Here is a 24,560-nt window from a genome sequence, read left to right as displayed (position 1 = left end):
CGGACGCGGGTTCACCCAGACAGCTAAAGGAGCACCGGTATGCGTTTGTTCGTCCGCCTGCTGTCCGCCCTGATCGGGCTGGCACTGGCCGCCGCCGGGGTCCTGCTGGCGCTGGAGGTCGGCTGGGGCTGGTGGCGGCCGGGGCGCGGACCGCTGTTCGTCCCGTGGGACGGCTGGCGCGACAGGCTCGCGGAACTGTCCTGGAACGCTTCGTCGGTCCGGTACCTCGCGATCGCCGTCGCGGTCGTGGGGCTGCTGCTGATCCTGGCGGCGGCCTCGGCGGGGCGGCGCGCCATCCGGCTGACCGATCCGGCGAACGAAGTCAGCGTGACCACCTCGCCGCGTTCACTGGCGAGGCTGGTGGGCGTGACCGTGCGCGCGCAGGAAAACGTCGCGGGTGCGAAGGTCACCGCCACCGCCAAGAAGATCCGTGTCCGCGCGACGAGCAGGCTGGAAACCGAAGGCGAGCTGCGACCGCGGCTGCTGGAGACGGTCACCGGTCTGCTCGAAGACGTCCCCCTGGTGCGGCGGCCGAAGGTGTCGGTCGTCGTCGACTCCCCGAAGGACCGCCGATGACCCGTTCGGTCTCCGCCAAGGCACTCGGCCGGTCCACCGGCACGGAACGCACCCTGACCGTCCTCATCGGACTCCTCGTGCTGCTCGGCGGGGCCGCGGTGGTCGTGGTCGGCGCGGGATGGCTCGGCACGCACCGCGCGAACCGGCCGCTCGTCGACCCGATCGCCCTCGACTGGCTGTCCCAGCACGCGCTCGCCGCCCGGATCGGTGCCATCGTGCTCGGCGTCCTCCTGCTGTGGCTGGGACTGTGGTGGTTCTTCCGGTCGCTGCGCCCGGAAGGCCGTCCGGACCTCGAACTCGACGAAGACCTCGTGGTGACCTCTTCGGCCATCTCCGAGGCCGTCCGCGCCGACGCCGAGACCGTCGACGGGGTCGGACGCGCCAGGGTCCGCGCGGTCGGCGACAAGGAGAACCCGGCGCTGCGGATCACGCTCTGGCTGAGCGAGGGCACCGACCTGAAACGGGTCTGGGAGCAGCTCGACAGCACGGTGCTGGCCCGCGCGCGGGAATCGCTCGGGGTCGACGTGCTGCCGACCGCCGTCCGGATCGAACTCGACACGGCGGCACCGCAACGGGTGCGCTGACCGCGTCGATACGGCAAGAATGACCGTCATGCCGCTTCCGTTGACACCGCCGGTCAAACCGATGCTCGCCAAACCGGCGAAGGCGATCCCCGATTCCGGCGGGCTGCTGTTCGAGCCGAAATGGGACGGGTACCGCTGCCTGGTGTTCCGCGACGGTGACGAGCTGACGCTGCAATCGCGCTCGGAGAAGCCGCTCAACCGGTACTTCCCCGAGGTCGTCGAGCGGCTGAAGGCCGCGCTGCCCGAGCGGATCGTGCTGGACGGCGAACTGGTGGTCGCCCGGGACGGGAAGCTGGACTTCGACGCGCTCACCGACCGGGTCCACCCGGCCGAAAGCCGGATCAAGCTGCTGGCGGAACAGACCCCGGCGGAGTTCGTCGCGTTCGATCTGCTGGCACTCGGCGACAAGTCCTATCTGGACGAACCCACGTCGAAGCGACGGGAGCGGCTGGAGAAGCTGGCCTCCGACGGCATCCACCTGACTCCCGCCACTTCGGATCCGGCGATCGCGCGGCACTGGTTCGAACTGTTCGAGGGCGCTGGGCTCGACGGCGTCATCGGCAAACCGCTCGACGAGCCGTACAGCCCCGGCAAACGCGTGCTGCTGAAGTACAAGCACTCGCGCACCGCCGACTGCGTGCTCGCGGGGCTGCGCTGGCACGTCGACGGCGAACCGGGTGAGATGGTCGGCTCGTTCCTGCTCGGGCTCTACGACGAGAACGGCGTGTTGCACCATCCCGGCGTCGTCGGCTCGTTCCCGGTCACCCGGCGGCGTGAACTGGCCGAGGAGCTGGCGCCGCTGATCACCGACGGCGCCGATCACCCCTGGCTGGGTGACAACGTGCGGGAGAAGCAGCGGATCCCCGGCGGGATCACCCGGTGGAAGTCCAAGGAAGCCCCGTGGGTGCCGCTGAAGCTGGAGAAGGTTGTCGAGGTCGGCTACGAGCACACGGAAGGCGGATACCCGTCGAGGTTCCGTCACACCGCGCAGTTCAAACGCTGGCGTCCCGACCGCGAACCGGACTCCTGCACCTACGCCCAGCTCGACGAGGTCGCCCGCTACGACCTGGACGCGGTGTTCCGGGGCGAAGTGAAACGCACCCGCTAACCGGGGCCTGACACGTCACCTGCGAAGCTCGTCCACGAGCTTTGTCATGCCCGGAAAGTGAGGACCAGCCCGTGCGCCCCGCCAGCACCGTCCGCCGCAGGCCACGGCTGATCCTGATGACGACCCTGGTCACGGCCGTGCTCGCGGGCTGCACCGCCGGGCCATCGGTACGGCCGGCGGTGATCGACAACGACGGCAAACCCGACCCCGGCGGCACGACGACGGCGCAGCAGGTGCCGTTGCCGCCGCTCACCGAACCACGGTCGCCGTCGATCAACTGGGAGGACTGCGACGAGGCGACCCGGCAGCGGCTGGGCCAGCCGTCCGTGCCGGACACGCTGAAGTTCTCCTGCGCCAGGGTGCCCACCACGCTCGACGCGCCGGACCTGCCCGGCCGCGGCCTGTCGCGGCTGTCGGTGGTCAAGACCGGCGGCGGGCCGATCCCGCTCGCCGTGGTCAACGACGTCGACGGTGAGCCGGGCTCGCTGTACGCCGCGCGGCTGGCCGCGACGCTGCCGCCCGAGTTCCTGCAGAAGTTCTCCCTGATCGGTGTGGACCGGCGCGGGACGGGGACGTCCGCGCCGGTGCAGTGCATCCCGGCGGAGATCCGCACGGCCCTGCTCGGCGGCGACCCGGCCGCGGGCGACCTCGAAGGCGTCGTCGACGCGGCGCGCCGGGCGGGTCAGCAGTGCGCCATCGAACTGGACGACTCGCAGGTCGCGATGGACAGCTGGCGCGCCGCCGGCGACCTCGAAGAACTCCGGAAGCAACTGGGGCTGGACAAGCTGCACGCGCTCGGCCGCGGTGACGGCTCGAAGGTCCTCGCCGAATACGCCGTGCGGTTCCCCGCACAGGTCGGCCGCATGATGCTCGACGGCCTGCCCGACCCGGCACCCGACGCCGCGGCCGTACAGGAGTCCGTCGCCGCGAGCGCGCAGGCCACCCTCGACGCGTTCGGCGCCGACTGCATCGCGAGGGGCTGCCCGATCGGTGACGCCCGTTCGGCCGTGACCGCCGTCGCGGACCGGCTCCGCTCCGCCCCCGCGACGACCACCGACGGCGCGCAGATCACGCCGGGGATCGCGATGTACGCCATCTACTCCGGGCTCGCGCAGCGCTCACGCTGGGTCGAACTGGCGGAAGCGCTCAAGACCGCGCAGACCGGCGACGTCACACCGCTGGCCACGTTCGCCGAACCCGTGCTGAAGGATTCCCGTGCGCGGCCGTCGCGGCTGGACGGCACGATCGCGACCAAATGCAATGACAGCGCGACCCGGCTCTCGGCCGAAGAACTCACGCGCGCGACCACGACCCTGCGCGACAAGCACCCGCAGTTCGGTGTGTTCGCCGCCCAGCAACTGGCGTGGTGCAGCCCGTGGCCCGTGCGCCGCGAACCGCTCCCGCCCGCCGGAGCCCCGGGCGCGCCGCCGATCCTCGTCGCGGGCACCGCGACCGACCCGGTCACGCCGGAGCAGGGCACCGGCCGGGCCGCCGACCAGATGCCGAGCGCGGTGACGATCACCTGGCAGGGCGCCGGGCACGGGGCGCTGAGCCTCTCGCCGTGTGTCGCGGACGCGACGCGGGCGTTCCTGATCGACGGGAAGGCGCCGGTCGACGGGACCCTCTGCCCGGCCTGAGCCTGAAGGGCGCGGCACCCAGCCCCGCACGTTGCGAAAGCCACTTTCGCAACCTTGAGGGTTGCGAAAGTGGCTTTCGCAACGTGCGCACCACCGCTCCGGCCACCCCGTGCAATGAAGGACGCTTTCATAGCAAATTTTGCTATGAAAGCGTCCTTCATTGCACGCGCCGGGACCCTCTGCCCGGCCTGACCCGCGTTGGGGCTGCCCGCTACTGCCGGTAAGACTCCACCTCGGCGATCGGCCGTGCCGAAGCCTGGTCCGGATCCTCGTCGAACTCCACGCGCGCCCGCCGCTGCCGCAGCAGGTCCCAGCACTGGTCCAGCTGCTCTTCCACACTCGCGAGCCGGGACCGGTCGTCCGAGCTCAGCCCGGTGCCGATCGCCCGCGAACGGAGTTCGTGCTCCTCGCTGACCAGCTCGTCGATGCGGCTGAGGATGTCACCGTCGGCCATCTGCGCCTCCTGCGAAACCTGGGTTGCTCCATCCGAGACGCTACGCGCAATCGCGGGAATGCGCGTAGCGCCCGATTCGTTACGCCGGGCATGAGCACAGTGGAGCTGACCGCCGCCAACTTCGATCAGGTCGTGTCGGAGAACGACTTCGTGATCATCGACTTCTGGGCGGGCTGGTGCATGCCGTGCCGCCAGTTCGCGCCGACCTACGAGAAGGTGTCGGGCAATCACGACGACATCGTTTTCGCGAGCGTCGACACCGAGGCCGAGCAGCAGCTGGCCGCGGCCTTCGACGTGCGTTCGATCCCCACGCTCGCGGTGATCCGCGACAAGACGGTCATCTACGCGCAGCCGGGCGCGCTCCCGGAGAAGACACTGGAGGACCTCATCCAGCAGGCGCGCGACATCGACATGGACAAGCTCAAGGAAGAGGCGGCCCAGGAGGCCTGACGAGCATGGAGAAGGGGCCCTACCCGGCGGGTTTCGCCGGGTAGGGCCCCTTTGTCTTTCAGCGGGACAGTGCCACCGGGGGCCGGGTCAGCCCCGGGTGGCGAGTCCGCGCAGGAAGAACGCCAGGTTCGCCGGGCGTTCCGCCAGCCTGCGCATGAAATAGCCGTACCATTCGTCGCCGTAGGGGACGTAGACGCGCATCGTCTTGCCATCGCCCGCGATCCGGCGCTGCTCTTCGGGACGGATCCCGTACAGCATCTGGAACTCGTGGTCGTCCGCCTTGCGGTCCGCGTCCATCGCGAGCTTCTCGGCGATCGCGATCATCCGCGGGTCGTGCGAGGCGACCATCGGATAACCCTTGCCCTGCATGAGGATCTTCAGGCAGCGCACGTAGGACTTGTCCACTTCGGACTTGTCCTGGAACGCGACCTCTTCGGGTTCGGCGTACGCGCCCTTGCACAGCCGCACGCGGGAACCCTCGGTCGCCAGGTCGCGGCAGTCCTGTTCGGTCCGCCGCAGGTAGGCCTGCAGCACCGCGCCGACCCAGGGGTACTCGGTGCGCAGTTCCTTGAGGATGCCCAGCGTCGAGTCGGTGGTGGTGTGGTCCTCCATGTCGAGGGTCACCGTGGCACCGACCGCTTCGGCCGCCGCGCAGATCTTGCGGGCGTTCTCCAGCGCGACCTTCTCGCCTTCGGCGGGCAGGAACTGGCCGACCGCGGAGAGCTTCACCGAGACGTCCGCGCCGAACGCGAGGCCGTCGGCCGCGAGCGCGGTCAGCAGTTCCTCGTAGGCGCGGACGGTCGTCGCGGCCTGCTCGGCGTCGGTGGTGTCCTCGCCGAGGTGGTCGAGGGTGACCCGGAGGCCGTCGTCGGGCAGTTCGCGGACCACCCGGGCGGCGTCGGGCGTCTTCGAACCGGCGACGAACCGGCTCACCACCGATCGGGTGGCGGGGACGACCTCGACCAGCTTGCGCATCCGCCGGGATCGGGCGGCGGCGAGCAACGGGGCACGCAACATCACGGACTCCTGGAGAACTCAGCCCTGGTGGGGGTAGCGGACGCTGGTGGGCGGGACGAAGGTCTCCTTGATCGAGCGGGGGCTCGTCCAGCGGAGCAGGTTGAACACCGAACCGGCCTTGTCGTTGGTGCCGGAAGCGCGGGCACCGCCGAAGGGCTGCTGGCCGACGACCGCACCGGTCGGCTTGTCGTTGACGTAGAAGTTGCCGGCGGCGAAGCGCAGCGCCTCGGCCGCCTTCGCGACGGCCGTGCGGTCGTTCGCGATGACCGCGCCGGTGAGCGCGTAGTCGGCGGTCTCGTCCACCAGCTTCAGGACCTTGTCGAAGTCCTCGTCCTCATAGACGTGCAGCGCGAGGATCGGGCCGAAGTACTCGGTGCGGAAGATCTCGTGCTCCGGGTTGTCCGAAACCAGGATCGTCGGGCGCACGAAGTAGCCGACGCTGTCGTCCGCGGTGCCACCGGCGATGACGTCGATCTCGGCGTCCTCGGCGGCGCTCTTCAACACGGCCGCGTGCTTGTCGAAGGCGCGGCGGTCGATCACGGCGCCACCGAAGTTGTCCAGGTCGTTGACGTCGCCGTAGGTGATGGCTTCGGTCTCGGAGACCAGCTCGTCTTTCAGGCTCGCCCAGAGCGAACGCGGGACGTAGGCGCGGGACGCGGCCGAGCACTTCTGGCCCTGGTACTCGAAGGCGCCGCGGATCAGCGCGGTGCGCAGGATATCGACGTCAGCGGAGGCGTGCGCGAGCACGAAGTCCTTGCCGCCGGTCTCGCCGACCAGGCGCGGGTACGTGCGGTAGCCGGAGATGTTGGCGCCGACGGTGGCCCACAGGTGCTGGAAGGTCGCGGTGGAACCGGTGAAGTGGATGCCGGCCAGGTCGCGGTGGGTCAGGGCGACCTCGGAGACGGCCTTGCCGTCACCCGGGAGCAGGTTGATGACACCCGGCGGCATACCGGCCTCTTCGAGCAGCCGCATCAGCATGTGCGCGGCGTAGCTCTGCGTCGGCGACGGCTTCCACAGCACGACGTTGCCCATCAGCGCGGGCGCGGTCGGCAGGTTGCCGGAGATCGCGGTGAAGTTGAACGGGGTGATGGCGTACACGAAGCCCTCGAGCGGGCGGTGCTCCATCCGGTTCCAGATACCGGGCGAGCTGACCGGCTGCTCGGCGAGGATCTGACGGCCGAAGGCGACGTTGAACCGCCAGAAGTCGATCAGCTCGCAGGCGGAGTCGATCTCGGCCTGGAAGGCGGTCTTCGACTGGCCGAGCATGGTGGCGGCGTTCAGCTTGGCACGCCACGGGCCGGCCAGCAGGTCGGCGGCACGCAGGATGATCGCGGCGCGGTCGTCGAAGGACAGCGCGCGCCAGCAGGGGGCGGCGGCCTTGGCCGCGGCGATCGCGTCGTGGGTGTCCTGCGCGGTCGCGCTGTGGATGACGCCCAGCACCGCCTTGTGGTTGTGCGGCTGGACGACGTCGATCTTCTCGCCGCCGCCCTTGCGCTGCTCACCACCGATCGTCGCGGTGATGTCGATGGGGTCGGCGTTGCCCAGCAACTTGAGCGCGCCCTCGATTTCAGCGCGCTCAGCGCTGCCCGGTGCGTAGTTCAGCACCGGCTCGTTCTTCGGGGCGGGGGTCTGGGTCACGGCGTCCACTGACTGCTCCTGACTGCACTTCGCCGGGTAGAGGTCTCACCCCGAACGGTAGACCGGACAGCGCGCCAACGGCTTGTTCGACTGGCTAGAATCAGGGTGACCATCTTGTCCGATCGGCCTAATCGGTGATGACGGTGTCCTCCCTGACCACTCAGACAACCCCTGGCGCCTCCCTGCGGCACGTTCTCGCCACGCTCGGGGAACCGCTGGTCAGGGTGCTCGCGGCGCCGAACGGGCTCGGCGTCGGCGTGGACGACGTCGTCATCCACGATCCGGAGGATCCGCCCGACGCCCATCCGGGTGACCTCGTCCTGGTGATCGGCGCTCGCGGACGCTCCGCCGCGGGGGCGATCCGGGCGGCGGGACGGTCCGGCGCGGCCGCCGTCGCGGTCAAGAACGGCATGGCCGTGGTGCACGTCGCGGCCGACGCGGGGATCGCGCTGATCGAGGTCGGCCACGAAGCACGCTGGGAGCAGGTCGAGGCGTTGGCCAGGGGCGTCGTCGACGCGGCCCGCGCGGGTGGCGAGGCGGACAGCGGCGAGGTGCTCGGCGACCTGTTCTCGCTCGCGCAGACCATCGCGACGCTGACCGGTGGCCTCGTCAGCATCGAGGACACCGCCAGTCGCGTCCTGGCCTACTCGCGGGCGGGCGACGAGGTGGACGAACTGCGCAGGCTCTCGATCCTCGGCCGCGAAGGTCCGGAACGGTATCTCGCGATGCTGCGCGAATGGGGGGTCTACCAGCGGCTTCGCGCCGGGGAGGGCATCGTCCGCATCGACGAGCGGCCCGATCTCGGCATCCGGCGGCGGATCGCGGCAGGCATCCACGCCGGGTCGCAGCCGCTCGGCACCATCTGGGTCCAGGAGGGCGCGCATCCGCTCACCGAAAGCGCGGAAGTCGCCTTGCTCGGCGCGAGCCGGGCGCTCGCGCCGCGGCTGATCCGGCACCGGACCTTGCCCAGCCCGGAACTCCGGTTGCGCGAAGATCTGCTGGCCGGCCTGCTCGACGGCCGTCTCGACGTGGAATCCGTCGCCGACGACATCGGCGCGGATCCCGGGAAACCCGCGATGGTACTGGGGTTCTCGCTCCCCCGAGACCGCGCCGCGACCGACCGGCAGCTGCGCCGGGCGGAGCTGGTGCACCTGATCACCGTGCACACCGCCGCGTACCGGCGGAGCGCGCTGGTGAGTGTGATCGGCGGCCGCGTCTACGCGCTCCTTCCCGACCTCCCCGAGCACGCCGAGACACGGATCCTGGCGCTGGCCAAGGAAATCGTCGGCACCGCGCAGCGTCATCTCGACGTCCGGGTGCGCGCGGCGCTGGGCGGTGTCGTGCCGCGTCTCTCCGACGCGGCGGCGTCGCGTGGCGACGCCGACCGCGTGCTGGCGACGATGGCGCGCGGGCACGGGACAGCGGACGTCGCCTCGCTGGCCGACGTCCGCGCCGAGGTCCTGCTCTCGGAGGTGCTCGCTTTCCTGAGCGAGCAACCGAGGATCCGCGATCCGCGGCTGGCCGAACTGGTCGCGCACGACGCCGAGCACGGCGGCATTCTGGTGCCCGCGGTACTGGCCTACCTCGACGCTTTCGGCGACGTCCGGAAGGCGGCGCGCGAGCTGAACATCCATCCGAACACGGTCCGCTACCGGGTGCGCCGCGCCGGCGAGGTGTCCGGCATCGATCTGGACGACCCCGCGCAGCGCATGCTCACCCAGCTTCTGTTGCGCCTCTAGGGTTTTCCCACCCGCAATTAGTCACCTACTTGCGGCGCGGAGTCACGACACGGCGGCGAGGCTGCGTAATCCCGCGACCTCGGCCAGTCCACGATAGGAGTCCAGCCGCTCCGCCTGGTCGAAAGTACTGGTGGTCACCAGGATCTCGTCGGCGCCGGTCTTCGCGACGAGGTCGGCGAGCCGGTCAGCCACCTCGTCGGGGGTGCCGGCGAGCTGACCGTCGAGCGCCCGGTCCAGCCGCTCCCGATCGCGGTCCGACAGCGGCCCGGCGAGGATCTCCTCCACTGGCGAAAGCGGCGGGAACACGCCGTGCGTGCGCGAGTAGACGGTCGACCACGCTTCGGGGATCAGCAACCGGCGCGCCCGTTCGGCCGTCTCGGCGACCGCGATCGCCGTGGACACCACGACATACGGTCGCGAAGCCTGCGTCGAAGGCCGGAAGCCGGAGCGATAGCCCTCGATGGCTTCGAGCAACGGCCCTTCTCCCCGGACCGGCGCGATCACCAGCGGCAGCCCCAGTTCCGCGGCCAGCTTCGCCCCGGCACCGGTGGCCAGCAGAAAGGCGGGCACGCGCAGGCCTTCCGCGGGAATGGCGTGCACGCCCGGATACGCGGTCTGGTCGCCCGTGAGGAAGCCCAGCAGTTCCCGGACCTGGTCGCCGAAGCGGTCGGCGTCGTCCTTCTCGTGCCCGAGCGCCTGCCGGACGCCGCCGGTGAACCCGACCGAGCGGCCCAGCCCCATGTCGATCCGGCCGGGGAAGAGCGATTCGAGCACACCGAACTGTTCCGCGACCACGAGCGGCCGGTGGTTCGGCAGCATCACGCCACCGGTGCCGACCCGGATCCGTTCCGTCGCCGAGGCGACCGCGGCCGCCAGCACCGTGGGCGCCGAGCCGGCGACGCCGGGCACGCTGTGATGTTCCGAGACCCAGAACCGGTGATAGCCCAGTGCTTCGATGTCCCGCGCGAAGGCGACCGTGTCCCGCAAGGCGCGAGGCGCGTCGCCGCCGCGGCGGGTCGGGGACCGGTCCAGTACCGAAAGCGTGATCACCCTCGGGTCAACGCGACCGGACCCGGCGGGCATTCCCCGATCAGGGGCGCCAGCGCTCGCTGTAGTCCGGGTGATCGGCGTGCGGCAGTGCCAGCAGCCGCAGGGTGAGGCACCAGTTCGTCCCGGCCTCGTCGGCGGGGACGTGGCACGTCTCGCACCAGTACTCGTTGCCGTACAAGGGGAACCCCGGGACCTTCTCGGAAACCGTGGTGCGGTGCGCCTGCAGGAGCCGCCGGGTCGCCTCGATCTCGTTGATCATCTGGTTGACCGTGTCGAGTTCGATGTCGTTCATCGAACGGATCTTCTTTTCGATGACGACCTTGGTCTCACCACGATTGAGCGATTCGTTGATCTCGGTTTTCTTGACCGCCTGCATGATCAACGCCTGGCGTTGCCCCACACGCGCGGCGAGAAAGGCGATCAGGTCGTCCACGGGTACTCCTTCGTCCTCCCCCAGCCTAGTGTTCGGAGGGAAATGTCGCTGGCAGGAAGCCCGGCGTTACGGCCGGGTCCCGTGCGTCACACAGTCTCGTATCGATCCACCGCGTGACGGTGACTGGTTTCTCGATCGACACGAAAGCGCAATCACACTGCGAGCAAAAAGAAGGAAGAAACCATCGCGGGTACGAATCGGTGACCGAGAACGCACAGGTCGTCACGAAACGCGTTCCCGGGTCGCGAAAGCCGAAGGCCTAAGTGTCGTCCCGCGCCTTGCTGGGCTGGACGCGCTTAGGCTCGCCCGGCATCTTCGGGTAGTCCGGCGGATACGGCATCTCGCCGAGACCATGGTCGCGTTCGTCCCGCGCGTACCACTCCAGCAGGGTCTCGATGCCGAACGCCCGCTCGTCCATCGGCGCGTGCAGGTCACCGCGCTCTCCGTAGAAGGCACCCGCGGTGAGGACGTCGAAGTCGTCCGGGTCCACTTCGGTCAGCAGGTCCCAGGTGAGCGGCATCGACACCGTCGCGCGCGGAGTGCCGCGGACCGACCAGGCCGACGCCACCGTGCGGTCACGCGCGGCCTGGTTGTAGTCGATGAACACCCGGCCGCCGCGTTCTTCCTTCCACCACGCGATGGTCGCCTTCTCCGGGATCCGGCGCTCGACCTCGCGGCCCAGCGCGATCACCGCGTGCCGGACGTCGATGAAGTCCCACTCCGGCCGGATCCGCACCAGGACGTGCACACCGCGGCCACCCGAGGTCTTCGGGTAGCCCACCAGCCCCGCCGAATCGAGGACCTCACGCACCACGGCGGAGACCTCGACCGCGTCGGAGAACCCGGCCTCGTCGGGCGGGTCCACGTCGATGCGGAGTTCGTCGGGATGGTCGACGTCGGGCCGCCGCACCGGCCACGGGTGGAAGTCGAAGGTGCCCAGGTTCGCCGCCCAGGCGAACACCGCGGGTTCGGTCGGGCAGACCTCCTCCGCAGTCCGGCCCGACGGGAAGGTGATTTTCGCGGTCTCCACCCACTCCGGGGCGCCCTTCGGCACGCGCTTGGCGTAGAACCAGTCGCCCTCGACGCCGTCGACATAGCGCTTCAGCGTCGTCGGCCGCTCCCCGATCGCGCGCAGCAGCGGCTCGCCGACCGCGACGTAGTGCTCCACCACCTGGCGCTTGGTGATCCCCCTGGCCGGGAAGTACACCTTGTCCGGGCTGGACACCCGGACCTTGCGCTCGCCTGCCTCGACCTCGATCGGCTCACCGTTCTTGGGCATGCGCACACCGTATCGCCGATCAGGGCCGGGGATCGGTCCCCAGAACGGCCATCGTGATGACGTCATGCCACTCGCCGTCCCACCACAGCGCTTCCCGCTGGAGCCCTTCACGGACGAACCCGGCCTTCTCGTACGCACGCTGGGCTCGCGGGTTGTAGTCGAAGACCTCGAGCGAGACACGGTGCAGGCCGACGACGTCGAACGCGTAGTCCAGGAGCAGCTTGGTCGCCTCGGTGCCGTAGCCCTTGCCGAAGAACTCCGGGCCGTTCAGCGCGATCCGGAAGGCCCCGGAGCGGTTGTCCTTGTCGACGTCGGTGAGCGCCAGATCGCCGACGTGCACGCGGTCGCCCTTGCGCACGATCGCGTAATCCGCGCGATCGTCGAGCCCCGGCCGTCCGGCCAGCCAGTCCCGGATCTGCTCGGGGGTGAACTGGGCGTGGGTGCCGGTCAGCCGGATGGATTCCGGCTCTTGCAGGGCTTTCCACGCGGTCTCGAAGTACGTCTCGTCGAGCTGGGTGAGCACGACGTTCTCGCCGGTGAGTTCGGGCTGCGTCCGCAGCGCCTCGGTATCGATCACGGCGGATACCGTACGGTTGACGCAGTGTCCGGCCGTACCAAATTAATCCTCGCGCTCACCGTGCTCGCCCTCTTCGTGGCGGCCGCGGTCCTGCTGCCGATCCCGAGCCCGGCCGGGCTCCGCGCCTGGGCCGCCGAGACCGGCCCGGCCACTCCGCTGGTGTTCTTCCTGGTCTATTCGGTACTGACGGTCGCGCCGATCCCCCGCACCGTGTTCAACCTGGCGGGCGGGCTGTTGCTCGGTGCCACGACGGGCATCGTCGTCGGCATCCTGGCGACCATCGTCGCCTCCGCGCTCTCGTTCACCCTTTCGAGAGCACTCGGCCGCGATCTGGTCACCCGGCACCTGCACCGGGCGAAGGTTCGCGCGGTCAACGACCGGCTTTCCGACGGCGGGGTGCTGGCGATCACCTCCTTGCGGCTGATCCCGATGGTGCCGTTCGCTCCGTTCAGTTACCTGTGCGGAGTGTCATCGGTTCGTTTCGCTCCGTATCTGATCGGGACCGCGCTCGGCAGCCTCCCCGGCACGATCGCGGTCGTCGTCCTCGGCGACGCGCTGACCGGGGAAACCCCGCCCGCCCTGCTGATCTGTTACGCCGTGTTCGCCGCGGCGGGGGCCATCGGGTTACTCAAGGTCTTCCGGCGGAAAGCCCGTCCGATGCCCGGAACGAGCGATGAGGAAGAATTGCCCGCCTCCGCACCGGCGAGCTGACGGGGAGCCGAAACCGCCGCCCGCTACACTCGATCGGGTGCGCGGGACCTGTCAGGTCGCGTAACGCCACCATCACCCGGGATGTGTTCGTCAAAGAATGTGTCAGGAGCAGTCGCCATCGACACCGGTCAGCTGATCGCTGGGCACTACCGCCTGGTCGAGCAAATTGGTAGCGGTGCCATGGGGGTGGTCTGGCGTGCCATCGATGTCCGCCTCGAGCGCTCGGTGGCGGTCAAGCAGATCCTCCCGCAGCCGGGTGTCTCCGAGGCCGAACGCGACAACATGCGCCAGCGCGCCATGCGCGAGGCGAAGAACGCGGCCCGTTTCCAGCATCCGAACGCGATCGTGGTGTTCGACATCGCCGAGCACGGCGGCGATCCCTGCCTGGTGATGGAGTACCTGAACGGCCCGAGCCTCTCGGCGATCATCTCCGAGGAAGGCACGCTGCCGCTGGGACGCGTCGCGAAGATCGGCGAGCAGGTCGCGTCGGCGCTGGTCGCCGCGCATCGCGCCGGGATCGTGCACCGTGACGTCAAACCGGGCAACATCCTGATCGACGAGGCCGGTACCGCGAAGATCACCGACTTCGGCATTTCCCGCGCCGCCGGTGACATGACGCTCACCCAGACCGGCCTGATCGGCGGCACTCCGGCGTACCTCGCGCCCGAGCTGGCGCGCGGCTCGGACCCGGTGCCCAGCTCCGACGTCTTCGCGCTCGGCGCGACGCTCTACCAGGCGATCGAGGGCCAGACCCCGTACGGGAACAGCTCCAACCAGCTGGCGCTGCTGTACGCGGCCGCGAACGGGCAGATCAACCCGCCGCAGCAGGCGGGCCCCGCGACGGCGCTGCTGATGAGCCTCCTGCGCACCGAGCCGACCGAACGCCCGACCATGGCCGAAGCCTGTGAGCGCCTCGCCGCGCTGGCGGCGAGCGAATCCGCCGCGGGCACGGCGGCGTCGCCGCGGCTCTTCGGAGCGGGCGGCGGTAGACAGCCCGCCGTGCCCGACACCCCGGGGCACGGCATCCCCGGCGGAGACCGGCCGCCGTGGCAGCGGACCGACAGGCCGGCGCAGTCCGCCGCGACGGCTCCTCCGCCCACCAAGACGCACACGCCGACGGCCGCCTTCATCCCGATGCGCTCGCCGTCCGCCCCGCCGAACACGCCGCCGCGGCCGGTCGCCGCGATGAGCCCGCCGCCGTCCGCGGCCGCCCCGATGCGGCCGTCCCCGGCGAAGCCGACCGACGCCAAACGCAAGGCCGTCCTGTTCGCCGGCGCCGGTGCCGCGGTCGTGGTGATCGCCGTGATCGTGTTCCTGGCGCTGAATTCGGGCAACGGCGCCAACAACCAGGCGGGCGACAACACCGGGGCGAACCCACAGCCCGGCGTGTCCGCGCCCAAGTCGAGTGCCCCGTCTTCGTCGCGTCCCGCGCCGGCGGGCTTGGGTAAGACCCCGAGCGAAAAGGTCACGAGCTACTCGAGCGTGGGCACCTTCCTTCTGGACTTCTTCGACACGGGCAAGATCGGCACGTCCGCGAGCTGGAACAAGCTCACTGACGCCGCGAAGGCCGTGTACGGATCGGAGCAGGCTTTCACCGATTATTGGGCCGCTCACAAGGTCACCGGCTCGGAGAAGGCGCGAGCAGACAGCGGCGGCGGGAACCCCGACGGATCGATCGACATGAACATCACGATCAACGGCGGCCCGCGTCCGGCGCTGCGCGTGGTCCAGGTCGGCGGGCAGTACTTCATCGACGCCGACACGCGAGTACTCGGCAACTGACGCAGCGTGGCGGTGGTGAGACCCGCCTCGCTGGTGGTAGGCCAATCGCCGATCGTGGCTTACTGTTGCTCCATGGCCGATAGCGGACCTTTCGGACCTGGCCAGAATCCTCGTTTCGACGAGGACCTGGTAGGCCTCGACCCGTATGATCCCGAAGCCCGTGCCTTCGCCGAGCATCTGGACCGCATCGAACGCTGCGGCCCGAACTTCACCGTCGAAGCCTGCCTCGACGGTGTCTCCGATTTCGCCGACTCCAGCAACCGGCTCGGCGGGCTGCGCTGGTGGATTTCAGCACTCGTCGTGGTCCTCATCGTGCTCGGCGTGATGGTCACCGCATGGGACATCATCGGCCGGGCCATCGCGTGGCTCGCGGGGTAACGTGGAACCGGTGAAAGGCATGAAACCCGTTGTCGGAGCCACGCCGCGCGTGGTCAAATCCGAGCAGGAATGGCGGGAGCAGCTCAGTCCCGACGAGTACGCCGTGCTTCGCAAGGCGGGCACCGAGCGCCCCTTCACCGGGGAGTACACCGACACCAAGACGACCGGTGTCTACCAGTGCCGGGCCTGTGGCGCCGAACTGTTCCGCAGTGACACGAAATTCGAGAGCCATTGTGGCTGGCCGTCGTTCTACGACCCGGCCGACACCGACGCCGTCCTCCTCCGGGAGGACACCGCCATGGGGATGCGCCGGATCGAGGTGCTGTGCAAGTCGTGCCACAGTCACCTCGGGCACGTCTTCGAAGGCGAGGGCTATGACACGCCGACGGATCAGCGGTACTGCATCAACTCGATCTCGCTGACGCTCGTTCCCGAGTCGTAACCGAACGAAGCCAACCGCCGCCCTCCTTGACGCGTTCCCGTTGCACAGGAACAGCGTTGGGGAGGGCGGTGTCTTCATGAACGAACCTTGGGGAATCTCCGGACCGGCTTTCGCCTGGCTGTACGGAGTCTGTGCCGTACTGCCGATCGCGTTCGCCGTGGCGCACGAACTGTGGCTGCGTCGCGACACCGGCGCCAGGACGGTGCCCGGCCTCTATCACCTGGCCGCGCTGGCCGACGGTGTCGAGCGGGTCACCGACACGGCCGTCGCCGGTCTGCTCGACCGGCACTTCCTGCGGCCCGACGGCCGCGGCATCCTGCACCCGGTCAAACCGGTCCCGGCCGATCCGTTCGAACGCGCGATCGTCCTGCTCGTGCACGGCCACGGGAACGGCCTGCGCGAGCTGCGCTCGAAGATGGCACGGCACGAGGTCGTCCGGGAACTGCGCGCCGATCTGGAGCAGCGAGGCCTGCTGGTCCACGAGAACCGCCGCCGGAAGGGCTGGCAGTACGCGATCGCCGTGTACGTGGCCATCTTCGCGATGGGGATCGCGAGGCTGGTGAACGCCGTACCGCTGAAGCGGCCGGTCGGCGTCCTCGTCGTCCTGATCGTCGGTGTGGCCGGCGCGATCGGCCTTGCCGTATGGCGGCAATGGCCGGACCGTTCGGGCCGGGCGACCGCCGCGGCCGGTCTGGCGCTCCGTTTCGGCGATTGGGACCGCGCTCTGGCCGGCTCGGCGGCCGGGAAGGTCGCCCTTCACGGGTTGCAGGCCTTCCCTGACCGGGTCGTCGCGGTCACGCTGATCAAGACCGGCGGTACGAGGGCCAGGTTGTTCGCCGGCTCGGCGAGCACCTGCGGCGGAGGCGCGTCGTACGCCGTCGGCTCCTCGTGCGGTGGTGGCGGCTCTTCGTGCGGTAGCAGTAGCAGCAGCGGTGGCGGAGGTGGTTGCGGTGGCTGAAACCTGGGGCATCCCGGGACCGGAATTCGCCTGGCTGTACGGCTTGGCCATCGCGCTCCCCTTCGCCATCGCGGGGCTTCACGCGCTTTGGCTCCGGCGCGGCCTCCACGACGGCGGCAGGCTGCCGAGCGTGCGGCATGTGGCGGCCTTGGCGGGCGGCACCTCGCGGGTCACCGAAACGGTGGTCGCCGCGATGCTCGAACGCGAACAGGCCCGGCTCGGCCGTTCGGGCAGGCTCTACCGCACCCCGCTGGTCCCGGTCGATCCGCTGGGGCTGGAGCTCTCCGGTGCGCTCTCCGTGATACCGGACTACCGGCTGCGGGCGTGGATGAGCCGTGGGCCCGCGATGCGGGCGCTGTGGGCCGACTTGGGCCGCCGCGGCCTGGTGGTCGTGGAAGGACGACGACGGTTCACGTGGAGGATCACCGCCGCCGTCCACGCGGTTCTTCTGGGGATCGGGACGGTCCGGTGGATCGCCACCGTCGGCACCTGGGTCCTGATCGCGCTTCTCGTCGTCGCACTGACCCTGCTGATCGTCACCCTCCGGCTCGGCCGGACCGACTACGAAGGCAGGACGACCTCCGCGGGCCGTGAGGTGCTGTCCGAGGCGGAAACGGATCAAAGCCTCGTTTCCGGTGCGGCGGGCGCGGTGGCCCTCGGCGGCTTCGGCGCCTATCCCGATCGCGAACTCGCCCGCATCCTGAGCCGCCACAGCGGTCGGCCGGGCAAGGACTCTCGCACGTTCGCCTGGGGCGACGGGACGGGCTCCGAGTCCTATGGGACTGCCGGCAGCTTCTGACGGTCCAACTGCCGTCGTGAACACCCACTCCGGATGGTCGAATCACGGAACCACGACCGGACGGAAAAACGTCCGACTACGGTAAGTGCACCTGCTCGTGAAAGGCCCGTGCGATGGAAGACACCTGGGGCATCCCCGGACCCACTTTCCTGGCGATCTATGGCGCACTGCTGGTGTTCCCGCTGATCGTCGGTCTCCTGTGGACGATCGCGGCCAAGCTGGGCCGCAAGGCGCCGCGCGCCGCCGTGAGCGGACCGGAGCCGACGGTGTACGAACTCGCCTATCTCGCCGGCGGCCCGGACCGGGTGGTCGACACGGCCATCGCGGCGCTGGTCGACCGCGGGACGTTGCGGGTCAGCAGCACGAAACAGCTCCAGCTCACCGGCTCCGAGCCCGCCGACCCGATCGAAAAGGCCGTCGCCAAGGGCGCGCGGCCGGGGTACAACGCCACGACCCGCGGCATCCGCGACCGGCTGCGGATGTCGGGCCCGATGCAGGCGCTCGGCAAGGGGCTGGAGGACCGAGGACTCGTGGTCGCCGACCGGGCGCCGCGGATCCGCCAGGTCGTGTACTTCCTGTACTCCGCCGTGCTCGTCCTCGGTGTGGTGCGCCTGATCGCCGGGATCTCCGGTGACCACCCCGTCGGTTTCCTGATCCCGCTGCTGCTCGCGGCCGGATTCGCGACGCTGGTCGCCCAGGTGGTCAAGAACAAGCGGTCGGGTCCGCGTCCGACCGGCGAGGGCGACCGGATCCTCCACCGGGCCAGGTCCGCCCACGGGCGGGAGCGCAACCGCGGGATCCCCAACGCGACCGCGGTGGGCGGCACGAGCGGTGGCGCGATGATGGGCGGCGCCGGGCTGGGCGGCGCCGCCGCGGCGGTCGCGTTCGGCGGTCTCTCCTACTACCCCGACGATGAACTGAGCGCGGCCCTGATCCCGCCTCCGGTCTCCGGCGGTTTCGGTGGCGGTTCGTCCGGCGGCGGCTCCACGTGCAGCAGCGGCGGAAGCTCGTGCAGCGGCGGCGGAGGCGGCGGGAGCTCCTGCGGAGGCGGCGGCTGTGGTGGCTGACGGGCCGGGCAGGCTCGGGATCGGCATCGGCTGGCGGCACGAGCTGGACCTGTCGATCGCACGGCTGCCCGGCGTCGACTGGGTCGAGGTCGTCGCCGAGAACCTGCACACCGGGCATCTGCCCGAGACCCTCGTCGCGTTGCGCGACAAGGGAATCCCGGTCCTGCCGCACGCGGTTTCGCTGTCGCTGGGCGGCGCCGAACCACTGGACACCACACGCGTCGAGCATCTCGCGGAGGTCACCCGCGAGCTCGGCGCGCCGATGGCCAGCGACCACGTGTGCTTCGTACGCGCGGGCGGCCTCGACTCGGGGCATCTGATGCCGCTCCCCCGCACCCGGGAAGCGCTCGATGTCCTGGTGGACAACGTCAAACTGACGCAGTCCATCGTGGACGTCCCGTTCGCGCTGGAGAACATCGCGGCGGTGCTGGAGTGGCCGGACGCGGAGTTCACCGAGTCGGAGTTCCTGCGGGAGCTGACCGACCGGACCGGCTGCCTGCTGATCATCGACGTCGCCAACCTGTACGCCAACGCCCGCAACCTCGGCACCGATCCCGAACGGTTCCTCGACGAGATCCCGTGGGAGCGGCTGGCGTACACGCATATGGCGGGTGGTGTCGAACGCGACGGCGTCTACCACGACACGCACGCCCATCCGGTGGTACCGGAGGTGCTGGACCTGCTGCGTGAACTGCGGCGGCGCACCGAGCCGCCGGGTGTCCTGCTGGAGCGCGACGACGACTACCCGCCCGACAGCGAACTGGCGGCCGAACTGGCCGCGCTCAGGGAAGCGGTCTCGCCGTGACGTCGCCCCGGGAGCGGCTCGCCGCGCGGCAGGCCGAGCTGCTCAAGGCGCTGCTCGCCGGAGGCGACGCCCCGGCGGGCTTCGACGCGGAGCGGCTCCGTATCGAAGCGAACGTCCTGCGGAACAAGCAAAGCAGGCTGGTCGCCTACCTTCGCCCGGACCTCGCCGAGGCGCTCGGAGACCGGTTCGGCGCACTCTTCCGCGAGTACGCGACGAGCAGCCCGAAGACCGACGCGATCCGCGCGCGGGCGTACGCGGACGCCTTCGGCGCGTGGCTCGTGGAACGCGGTGAGGTACCCAAACCGAAGGGACGCCTCGCCGGCCGCCTACGGCTACGCCTACGCCGCAATTAGTCACCTACTTGCGGCGGTTCGCGGTCTTCCAGGATGTCTCAAAGGGACCCTTCAGGACGTTCGACGTCTCAAAGGTGCCCTTCACGACACCGACCAACCGCCCCAGAAACCAGCAAACGCTCGCAATTAGTCACCTACTTGCGGCGGTTCACCAGACCGGGCGGTCGCTTCCGGGTACGTGCGTCGCTTCCGTCCACTGCGGATTCGAGCCGGGCAGCGCACCGGCCATCTTGACCCGCGTGACCCGGCCGAGTTGACCGTCGACCTCTTCGGTCCAGTCGCCGCCGTCGAAGCCGGTGGGCCCGGCTTCCTTGCGTCCCAAGGAGTTCAGCCACTCCCCGGTCCCGGCGAGCGAGGTACGGACGTGCTGGGTGCCGCCATCGGTGGCCGCCCGGCGGAGCGCGGTCATGATCGCCGCCGCGGTGAGCCAGCCGGTCGCGTGGTCGAGTGCCTGCACCGGAAGCGGTCCCGGGCCGTCGAGCCCGGCGGTCTTGCCGCCCTCGTCGGCGATCCCCGACGCCATCTGCACCAGGCTGTCGAACCCGCGCCTGCGCGCCCATGGCCCTTCCCAGCCGTAGGCGGACAGGTCCGCGACCACGATCCCCGGCCGGAGCTCCGCGATCGCTTCCGGCGAGAAACCCTTGGCCACCAACGATCCCGGCCGGAAACCCTGCAGCACGACGTCGGCGCGCGCGATCAGCTTGCGCAGCCGCGAGCGCCCGGCCTCGGTCTCCAGGTCGACGTACGCCGAGAGCTTGCCCATCCCGGTGTCGACGGCCAGCGGCGGCACGGTCGGCAGCTGGGCAGACCCGATGTGCATGACGGTGGCGCCGTGCGCGGCGAGCACGCGGCCCGCGACCGGTCCGGCGATGACGTGGGTCAGGTCCAGGATCCGCACCCCGCCCAGCGGCCGGTCGGACTCGAACAGGCGCACGGGTTCCGACGGCCCGAGCGAGCGGATCTCGGCGACGGGCAGCCCGCCGGCAGCCTGTCCTTGCTTGTGCGCCAGCCACTCCTCGCGGGAGCGCAGCACCGCGGCCGCACCGCCGGCACCGATCACCGCCGACTCGACCTCGTACTTCGACTTGGCCGCCACGACCTTCTCGAACGCCGCGCGGGTCGCGGGCACGCCCAGGCCCCAGCACACGGCGGAGACGTGACGCGGGTAGTTGCAGTGCAGCCGCACCCAGCCGTCGTTCGCCTGGTAGTCGCCGGACAGCGGCGCGCTGAACGGCACCGGTTCGCCGTCGACCCGGATGTACTGCTCGCTGTGGAACGACGCGGCGGCGTGCCGGGTGTCGACCGAGACCTTGCCCGGCTCGATCCCGCGCAGCCGCAAGAGCTCACCGGCGGCCAGCGTCGCGGCGGCGATACTCGTGGTCGCCGCCTTCTCGACCCGGAAGGTGCCGGACAGCACCGACTCCGGGCCGGTGATCTCGACGGCGTCTTCGGCGAGGGTGTCGCCGGTGAGCGTGGTCCAGACGCGGGTGTCCACGGAGGCCTTCACTAGGGCAGGAGCGCGATCAGCTCGGCGGGGGCCACCTTCGTCCCGGTGTAGAACGGGATCTCCTCGCGCACGTGGAGGCGGGCCTCGGTGCCGCGCAGATGCCGCATCAGGTCGACGATGCGGTGCAGTTCGTCGGCCTCGAAAGCGAGGATCCACTCGTAGTCGCCCAGCGCGAACGACGCGACCGTGTTGGCGCGGACGTCCGGGTAGTCGCGGGCCTCCTTGCCGTGGTCGGCGAGCATCTTGCGGCGCTCGTCGTCCGGCAGCAGGTACCACTCGTAGGAGCGGACGAACGGGTAGACGCAGATGAACTTGCGGGCCTCTTCACCGGCGAGGAACGCCGGGATGTGGCTCTTGTTGAACTCCGCCGGACGGTGCAGCGCGACCTGGCTCCACACCGGCGCCGACGCGCGGCCGAGCGGGGTGTGCCGGAAACCGCTGTACGCCGCCTGGACCTGCTCGATCTCCTCGGCGTGCCACCAGATCATGTAGTCGGCGTCGGCACGCAGCCCCGAAAGGTCGTAGACACCGCGGACGACGACGCCCTTGGACTCCAGGGCGTCGAGGTACTCGGTGGTCTCCGCGGTCGCCTTCGCGCGGTCTTCACCGAGCTTGCCCTGCTCGGCCCGGAAGACCGACCAGGCGGTGTAGCGGATGGTGTCATTGAGCTCGTTGTAGTTCAGCCGCGCCATACCGCCATCTTGGCACTGCCGGTGCTCAAGAGCCCTCGTGGGTCGGTGTGATCCCGGCGATGCGGCGGGCGGCTGCGTCGGCGGTGGCGATACACGCCGGGAGCCCGACGCCGTGCAGCGTCGCGCCCGCCACGGCGAGGCCAGGAACGCCGGCGACGGCGCGTTCGATCCGCTCGACGCGGACGAGGTGTCCGGTGCCGTACTGCGGGAGCCCGCCGCCCCATCGGGTCACCAGGGTGTCGATCGGTTCGGCGGTGACCCCGGTCAGCCGGGCCAGATCGTCGCGGACCACGCGGACGAGTTCGTCGTCGTCGGCGTGCAGCGCGCCCGGTTCGCCGAAGCGGCCGACCGAGCCACGCGCCAGCATCGGGCCTTCGCCGTACTGCGCCCATTTGCGGGAGGAGAAGGTGAACGCCTTGGCGGCGAACGGCTTCCCGGCGGCGTCTCGCTCCCCGGCGCCGATCAGCACCCCGGACGACTCCGGCAGCGCGGTCCCCGGCGGGAGCGCGAGCGCGACCACCGCCATCGACGCGAGTTCGACCTTGGCGAACATCGACGACGCCACTCCTGCGACACCGTCGAGCAGCCGCCGGGCCGAAGGCGCCGGGACCGCGAGAAGAACCGAGTCGGCGTCGAGGTCGTCGACCTTCCAGCCGCCGGCGGTGCGCTCGAGTGCCGTCACGGTGGTCCCGGTCCGGATCTCGGCGCGGGACAGCTCCGCGAGCCGCGTGATCAGCGTTCCGAGGCCGCCGAGCAGGGTGCCGAAGACCGGCGCCGTGCTCGGCGAGGCGGGCATGAGCGAGGCGGCGCCTTCGGTGAGCGAGCGCGCGCCGCGATCGATCGCGGACGCGAGACCGGGCATCGTCGCGCGCAGCCCGAGGCCGTCCGCTCCCCCGGCGTAGACCCCGCCGAGCAGCGGATCGACAAGCCTGTCGACCAGTTCGTCGCCGAAGCGCTCCCGCAGCAGCGGGCCGAGTGGCATGTCACCGGCGGGCAGTTCCACCGGTGACAGCGACGACTCGGCTTCGACCAGCGCGCGGCCCTTCTCCGACAGCACTCCCGCGACCGCGTCGGCCGAGGCCGGAACGCCCATGACCGTGCCCGGCGGCAGGCCGAGCACGGATCCGCCGGCGTGGATCTTGGCGCGGGCCTTGGTGGGGTGGACGAGGCTTCCGCCCAGCCCGACCTCGCGGACCAAAGCGAGCGCCTCGGGGCGGCGGGCGAGGAAGGCCTCCGCGCCGACGTCGTAGCGTTCACCGGCGAGTTCGACCGTGCGGAGCTTTCCACCGAGGGACTCCGTCGCTTCGAAAACGACGATCCGGGCGGCTTCGCCGAGCAGCGTCCGCAGCCGGTACGCCGCGGTCAGCCCCGAGATACCGCCACCGATGACGGCGATCGTTCTCATCGGAGTTCGTGTACCAGCCCGACCACGCGCGTCAGAACGTCCGGGTCGACGCCGGGCAGTACGCCGTGGCCGAGGTTGAAGATATGGCCGTCGGCCGCGCGGCCCTCGGCGTGGATGCGCCGGACCTCCGCTTCGAGCACCGGCCAGGACGCGTGCAGCAGCGCCGGGTCGAGGTTGCCCTGGACGACACCGCCGCCGAGCCTCCGGACCGCCTCGTCGAGCGGGATACGCCAGTCGACGCCGACCACGTCGGCGCCCGCGTCGCGCATGGCCACCAGCAGCTCGCCGGTGCCGACGCCGAAGTGGATCCGGGGCACGCCGTAGCTCGCGACCGCGGACAGCACCTTCGCCGAATGCGGCAGGACGAACTCGCGGTAGTCCCGCTCCGAGAGCGCGCCCGCCCATGAGTCGAACAGCTGGATCGCGTCGGCCCCGGCGTCCAGCTGCGCGGACAGGAAGGTGATCGCCATGTCGGCGAGACGCCCGGCCAGCTCGTGCCACAGCTCCGGCTCGGAGTGCATGAGCGCTTTGGTGTGTTCGTGGTTGCGGCTCGGGCCGCCCTCGATGAGATACGACGCCAGGGTGAACGGCGCGCCCGCGAACCCGATCAGCGGCGTCTCGCCCAGCGACCCGACCAGGAGCCGGACGCCCTCGGCGACCCGCTCCACCTGCTCCGGGTCCAGCACCGGCAGCGCGCGCACGCCCGCGGCGTCGCGGATCGGCTCGGCGACCACCGGTCCGGTGCCCGCGACGATGTCGATGTCGAGGCCCGCCGCCTTGAGCGGGACGACGATGTCGCTGAAGAGGATGGCCGCGTCGACGCCGTGACGGCGGATCGGCTGGAGCGTGATCTCGGCGAGCATCTCGGGGTCGAAGCAGGCGTCGAACATCGAGGTGCCCTCGCGCAGCGCCCGGTACTCGGGCAGCGACCGGCCCGCCTGGCGCATGAACCACACAGGGGTGTGGGCCGGGCGTTCACCGCGCGCGGCGGCCAGGAACGGCGCACCGGGCAGGGCGCGACGGGCCGCGGGAACGGTCTGCGCGGGAGAAGCAGCTGAAGGAGACATCACGGTTCATGGTGCCATGGGTGCTCAGGGGCCTTACTCTCGGCGCGCCTGC

Annotated in this window: 26 protein-coding genes; 15 read left to right on the top strand and 11 right to left on the bottom strand. The window is 70.3% G+C overall.

Translation table 11 applies throughout. The features are described from left to right. Window positions 1–39: 39 nt before the first annotated feature. The 4 genes from DL990_RS10660 (at window position 40) to DL990_RS10645 (ending at window position 3,905) form a co-directional block, all read left to right on the top strand. Complete coding sequence (locus DL990_RS10660) at window positions 40–576, top strand: DUF6286 domain-containing protein (protein WP_125780374.1); 537 nt, start codon at window positions 40–42, stop codon at window positions 574–576. After that, entirely contained in the window at window positions 573–1,160 is a 588-nt protein-coding gene (amaP, locus tag DL990_RS10655) for an alkaline shock response membrane anchor protein AmaP (RefSeq protein WP_125798576.1), read from the top strand. Before DL990_RS10660 ends, amaP begins: the two co-directional genes overlap by 4 nt. A 28-nt stretch (window positions 1,161–1,188) precedes the next feature. Next, window positions 1,189–2,268: an ATP-dependent DNA ligase gene (locus DL990_RS10650; protein WP_125798575.1), complete on the top strand. Its 1,080-nt coding sequence runs from the start codon at window positions 1,189–1,191 to the stop codon at window positions 2,266–2,268. 71 nt (window positions 2,269–2,339) lie between these two features. Beyond that, window positions 2,340–3,905 carry an alpha/beta hydrolase gene (locus DL990_RS10645; RefSeq protein ID WP_125798574.1) on the top strand — a complete coding sequence of 522 codons (1,566 nt, stop codon included), beginning with the start codon at window positions 2,340–2,342 and terminating at the stop codon, window positions 3,903–3,905. Window positions 3,906–4,116: 211 nt separating this feature from the next. Here DL990_RS10645 and DL990_RS10640 read toward each other — a convergent pair whose 3' ends face one another. Continuing rightward, entirely contained in the window at window positions 4,117–4,359 is a 243-nt protein-coding gene (locus DL990_RS10640) for a DUF2630 family protein (protein WP_125780366.1), read from the bottom strand. Between the two features lie 90 nt (window positions 4,360–4,449). Between DL990_RS10640 and DL990_RS10635 the strand changes: the two genes are divergently transcribed. Further along, on the top strand, window positions 4,450–4,809 hold the full coding sequence (locus DL990_RS10635; protein WP_125780364.1) for a co-chaperone YbbN: 360 nt from the start codon (window positions 4,450–4,452) through the stop codon (window positions 4,807–4,809). 87 nt (window positions 4,810–4,896) lie between these two features. Here DL990_RS10635 and DL990_RS10630 read toward each other — a convergent pair whose 3' ends face one another. After that, entirely contained in the window at window positions 4,897–5,826 is a 930-nt protein-coding gene (locus tag DL990_RS10630; RefSeq protein WP_125798573.1) for a proline dehydrogenase family protein, read from the bottom strand. An 18-nt stretch (window positions 5,827–5,844) separates the two neighbouring features. Then, window positions 5,845–7,473, bottom strand: a complete 1,629-nt coding sequence (pruA, locus tag DL990_RS10625) for an L-glutamate gamma-semialdehyde dehydrogenase (RefSeq protein ID WP_125798572.1) — start codon at window positions 7,471–7,473, stop codon at window positions 5,845–5,847. Window positions 7,474–7,601: 128 nt separating this feature from the next. Between pruA and DL990_RS10620 the strand changes: the two genes are divergently transcribed. After that, on the top strand, window positions 7,602–9,203 hold the full coding sequence (locus tag DL990_RS10620) for a CdaR family transcriptional regulator (protein WP_125798571.1): 1,602 nt from the start codon (window positions 7,602–7,604) through the stop codon (window positions 9,201–9,203). 42 nt (window positions 9,204–9,245) lie between these two features. On the opposite strand, the gene DL990_RS10615 is transcribed toward DL990_RS10620, so the two are convergent. The 4 genes from DL990_RS10615 to DL990_RS10600 form a co-directional block, all read right to left on the bottom strand. Next, window positions 9,246–10,286, bottom strand: coding sequence for an LLM class flavin-dependent oxidoreductase (locus DL990_RS10615; RefSeq protein WP_125798570.1), 1,041 nt, complete (start codon window positions 10,284–10,286; stop codon window positions 9,246–9,248). 7 nt (window positions 10,287–10,293) lie between these two features. Then, window positions 10,294–10,686, bottom strand: a complete 393-nt coding sequence (locus DL990_RS10610; protein WP_125780354.1) for a DUF6221 family protein — start codon at window positions 10,684–10,686, stop codon at window positions 10,294–10,296. Window positions 10,687–10,945: 259 nt separating this feature from the next. Continuing rightward, entirely contained in the window at window positions 10,946–11,965 is a 1,020-nt protein-coding gene (locus DL990_RS10605) for a DNA polymerase domain-containing protein (protein ID WP_125798569.1), read from the bottom strand. Between the two features lie 19 nt (window positions 11,966–11,984). Then, window positions 11,985–12,542 (bottom strand): GNAT family N-acetyltransferase, encoded by a 558-nt coding sequence (locus DL990_RS10600; protein WP_125798568.1) that lies wholly within the window; start codon window positions 12,540–12,542, stop codon window positions 11,985–11,987. A gap of 24 nt (window positions 12,543–12,566) precedes the next feature. Here DL990_RS10600 and DL990_RS10595 point away from each other — a divergent pair, with 24 nt between their 5' ends. From DL990_RS10595 to DL990_RS10555, 9 genes are all read left to right on the top strand, one after another. After that, complete coding sequence (locus DL990_RS10595; RefSeq protein ID WP_125780348.1) at window positions 12,567–13,253, top strand: TVP38/TMEM64 family protein; 687 nt, start codon at window positions 12,567–12,569, stop codon at window positions 13,251–13,253. 132 nt (window positions 13,254–13,385) lie between these two features. Next, window positions 13,386–15,035, top strand: coding sequence for a serine/threonine-protein kinase (locus DL990_RS10590; RefSeq protein ID WP_255431340.1), 1,650 nt, complete (start codon window positions 13,386–13,388; stop codon window positions 15,033–15,035). 72 nt (window positions 15,036–15,107) lie between these two features. Further along, complete coding sequence (locus tag DL990_RS10585) at window positions 15,108–15,413, top strand: hypothetical protein (RefSeq protein ID WP_125780344.1); 306 nt, start codon at window positions 15,108–15,110, stop codon at window positions 15,411–15,413. A 19-nt stretch (window positions 15,414–15,432) separates the two neighbouring features. Continuing rightward, window positions 15,433–15,855 (top strand): peptide-methionine (R)-S-oxide reductase MsrB, encoded by a 423-nt coding sequence (gene msrB, locus DL990_RS10580; RefSeq protein ID WP_125780342.1) that lies wholly within the window; start codon window positions 15,433–15,435, stop codon window positions 15,853–15,855. Window positions 15,856–15,931: 76 nt separating this feature from the next. Next, entirely contained in the window at window positions 15,932–16,813 is an 882-nt protein-coding gene (locus DL990_RS10575) for a TIGR04222 domain-containing membrane protein (protein WP_125798567.1), read from the top strand. After that, the gene (locus tag DL990_RS10570; RefSeq protein WP_158632601.1) at window positions 16,806–17,612 is read left to right on the top strand and encodes a TIGR04222 domain-containing membrane protein; all 807 of its coding nucleotides are present in this window, start codon (window positions 16,806–16,808) and stop codon (window positions 17,610–17,612) included. The genes DL990_RS10575 and DL990_RS10570 overlap by 8 nt, the downstream gene beginning before the upstream one ends. Window positions 17,613–17,725: 113 nt before the next feature. Continuing rightward, window positions 17,726–18,679 carry a TIGR04222 domain-containing membrane protein gene (locus tag DL990_RS10565; RefSeq protein WP_125798565.1) on the top strand — a complete coding sequence of 318 codons (954 nt, stop codon included), beginning with the start codon at window positions 17,726–17,728 and terminating at the stop codon, window positions 18,677–18,679. Further along, the gene (locus DL990_RS10560; protein WP_125780334.1) at window positions 18,672–19,484 is read left to right on the top strand and encodes a DUF692 domain-containing protein; all 813 of its coding nucleotides are present in this window, start codon (window positions 18,672–18,674) and stop codon (window positions 19,482–19,484) included. The genes DL990_RS10565 and DL990_RS10560 overlap by 8 nt, the downstream gene beginning before the upstream one ends. Further along, window positions 19,481–19,837, top strand: a complete 357-nt coding sequence (locus DL990_RS10555; RefSeq protein ID WP_125780332.1) for a hypothetical protein — start codon at window positions 19,481–19,483, stop codon at window positions 19,835–19,837. Before DL990_RS10560 ends, DL990_RS10555 begins: the two co-directional genes overlap by 4 nt. Window positions 19,838–19,985: 148 nt before the next feature. Here DL990_RS10555 and DL990_RS10550 read toward each other — a convergent pair whose 3' ends face one another. The 4 genes from DL990_RS10550 to hemE are packed head-to-tail and all read right to left on the bottom strand — an operon-like array spanning window position 19,986 to window position 24,508. Beyond that, window positions 19,986–21,332 carry a CoA transferase gene (locus DL990_RS10550; protein WP_125798564.1) on the bottom strand — a complete coding sequence of 449 codons (1,347 nt, stop codon included), beginning with the start codon at window positions 21,330–21,332 and terminating at the stop codon, window positions 19,986–19,988. An 11-nt stretch (window positions 21,333–21,343) separates the two neighbouring features. After that, window positions 21,344–22,036 (bottom strand): hydrogen peroxide-dependent heme synthase, encoded by a 693-nt coding sequence (gene hemQ / locus DL990_RS10545; protein ID WP_125798563.1) that lies wholly within the window; start codon window positions 22,034–22,036, stop codon window positions 21,344–21,346. 25 nt (window positions 22,037–22,061) lie between these two features. Beyond that, the gene (gene hemG, locus DL990_RS10540) at window positions 22,062–23,441 is read right to left on the bottom strand and encodes a protoporphyrinogen oxidase (RefSeq protein ID WP_125798562.1); all 1,380 of its coding nucleotides are present in this window, start codon (window positions 23,439–23,441) and stop codon (window positions 22,062–22,064) included. Next, window positions 23,438–24,508 (bottom strand): uroporphyrinogen decarboxylase, encoded by a 1,071-nt coding sequence (hemE, locus tag DL990_RS10535; protein WP_125780324.1) that lies wholly within the window; start codon window positions 24,506–24,508, stop codon window positions 23,438–23,440. The genes hemG and hemE overlap by 4 nt, the downstream gene beginning before the upstream one ends. Between the last annotated feature and the right edge of the window lie 52 nt (window positions 24,509–24,560).

This window comes from Amycolatopsis sp. WAC 01416 (assembly GCF_003947485.1).
GTDB lineage: Bacteria > Actinomycetota > Actinomycetes > Mycobacteriales > Pseudonocardiaceae > Amycolatopsis.
Note: the sequence above shows the minus strand (reverse complement) of the source record. Positions and strands in the feature narration are given on the sequence as shown.

Bases quoted from the DNA above. Each gene is read 5' to 3' on its own strand.
- DL990_RS10660 (WP_125780374.1), top strand. From the start codon at position 40: ATGCGTTTGTTCGTCCGCCTGCTGTCCGCCCTGATCGGGCTGGCACTG.
- amaP (WP_125798576.1), top strand. From the start codon at position 573: ATGACCCGTTCGGTCTCCGCCAAGGCACTCGGCCGGTCCACCGGCACG.
- DL990_RS10650 (WP_125798575.1), top strand. From the start codon at position 1,189: ATGCCGCTTCCGTTGACACCGCCGGTCAAACCGATGCTCGCCAAACCG.
- DL990_RS10640 (WP_125780366.1), bottom strand. From the start codon at position 4,359: ATGGCCGACGGTGACATCCTCAGCCGCATCGACGAGCTGGTCAGCGAG.
- DL990_RS10635 (WP_125780364.1), top strand. From the start codon at position 4,450: ATGAGCACAGTGGAGCTGACCGCCGCCAACTTCGATCAGGTCGTGTCG.
- DL990_RS10630 (WP_125798573.1), bottom strand. From the start codon at position 5,826: ATGTTGCGTGCCCCGTTGCTCGCCGCCGCCCGATCCCGGCGGATGCGC.
- DL990_RS10620 (WP_125798571.1), top strand. From the start codon at position 7,602: ATGACGGTGTCCTCCCTGACCACTCAGACAACCCCTGGCGCCTCCCTG.
- DL990_RS10615 (WP_125798570.1), bottom strand. From the start codon at position 10,286: ATGCCCGCCGGGTCCGGTCGCGTTGACCCGAGGGTGATCACGCTTTCG.
- DL990_RS10605 (WP_125798569.1), bottom strand. From the start codon at position 11,965: ATGCCCAAGAACGGTGAGCCGATCGAGGTCGAGGCAGGCGAGCGCAAG.
- DL990_RS10585 (WP_125780344.1), top strand. From the start codon at position 15,108: ATGGCCGATAGCGGACCTTTCGGACCTGGCCAGAATCCTCGTTTCGAC.
- msrB (WP_125780342.1), top strand. From the start codon at position 15,433: ATGAAACCCGTTGTCGGAGCCACGCCGCGCGTGGTCAAATCCGAGCAG.
- DL990_RS10575 (WP_125798567.1), top strand. From the start codon at position 15,932: ATGAACGAACCTTGGGGAATCTCCGGACCGGCTTTCGCCTGGCTGTAC.
- DL990_RS10565 (WP_125798565.1), top strand. From the start codon at position 17,726: ATGGAAGACACCTGGGGCATCCCCGGACCCACTTTCCTGGCGATCTAT.
- hemQ (WP_125798563.1), bottom strand. From the start codon at position 22,036: ATGGCGCGGCTGAACTACAACGAGCTCAATGACACCATCCGCTACACC.
- hemG (WP_125798562.1), bottom strand. From the start codon at position 23,441: ATGAGAACGATCGCCGTCATCGGTGGCGGTATCTCGGGGCTGACCGCG.
- hemE (WP_125780324.1), bottom strand. From the start codon at position 24,508: ATGTCTCCTTCAGCTGCTTCTCCCGCGCAGACCGTTCCCGCGGCCCGT.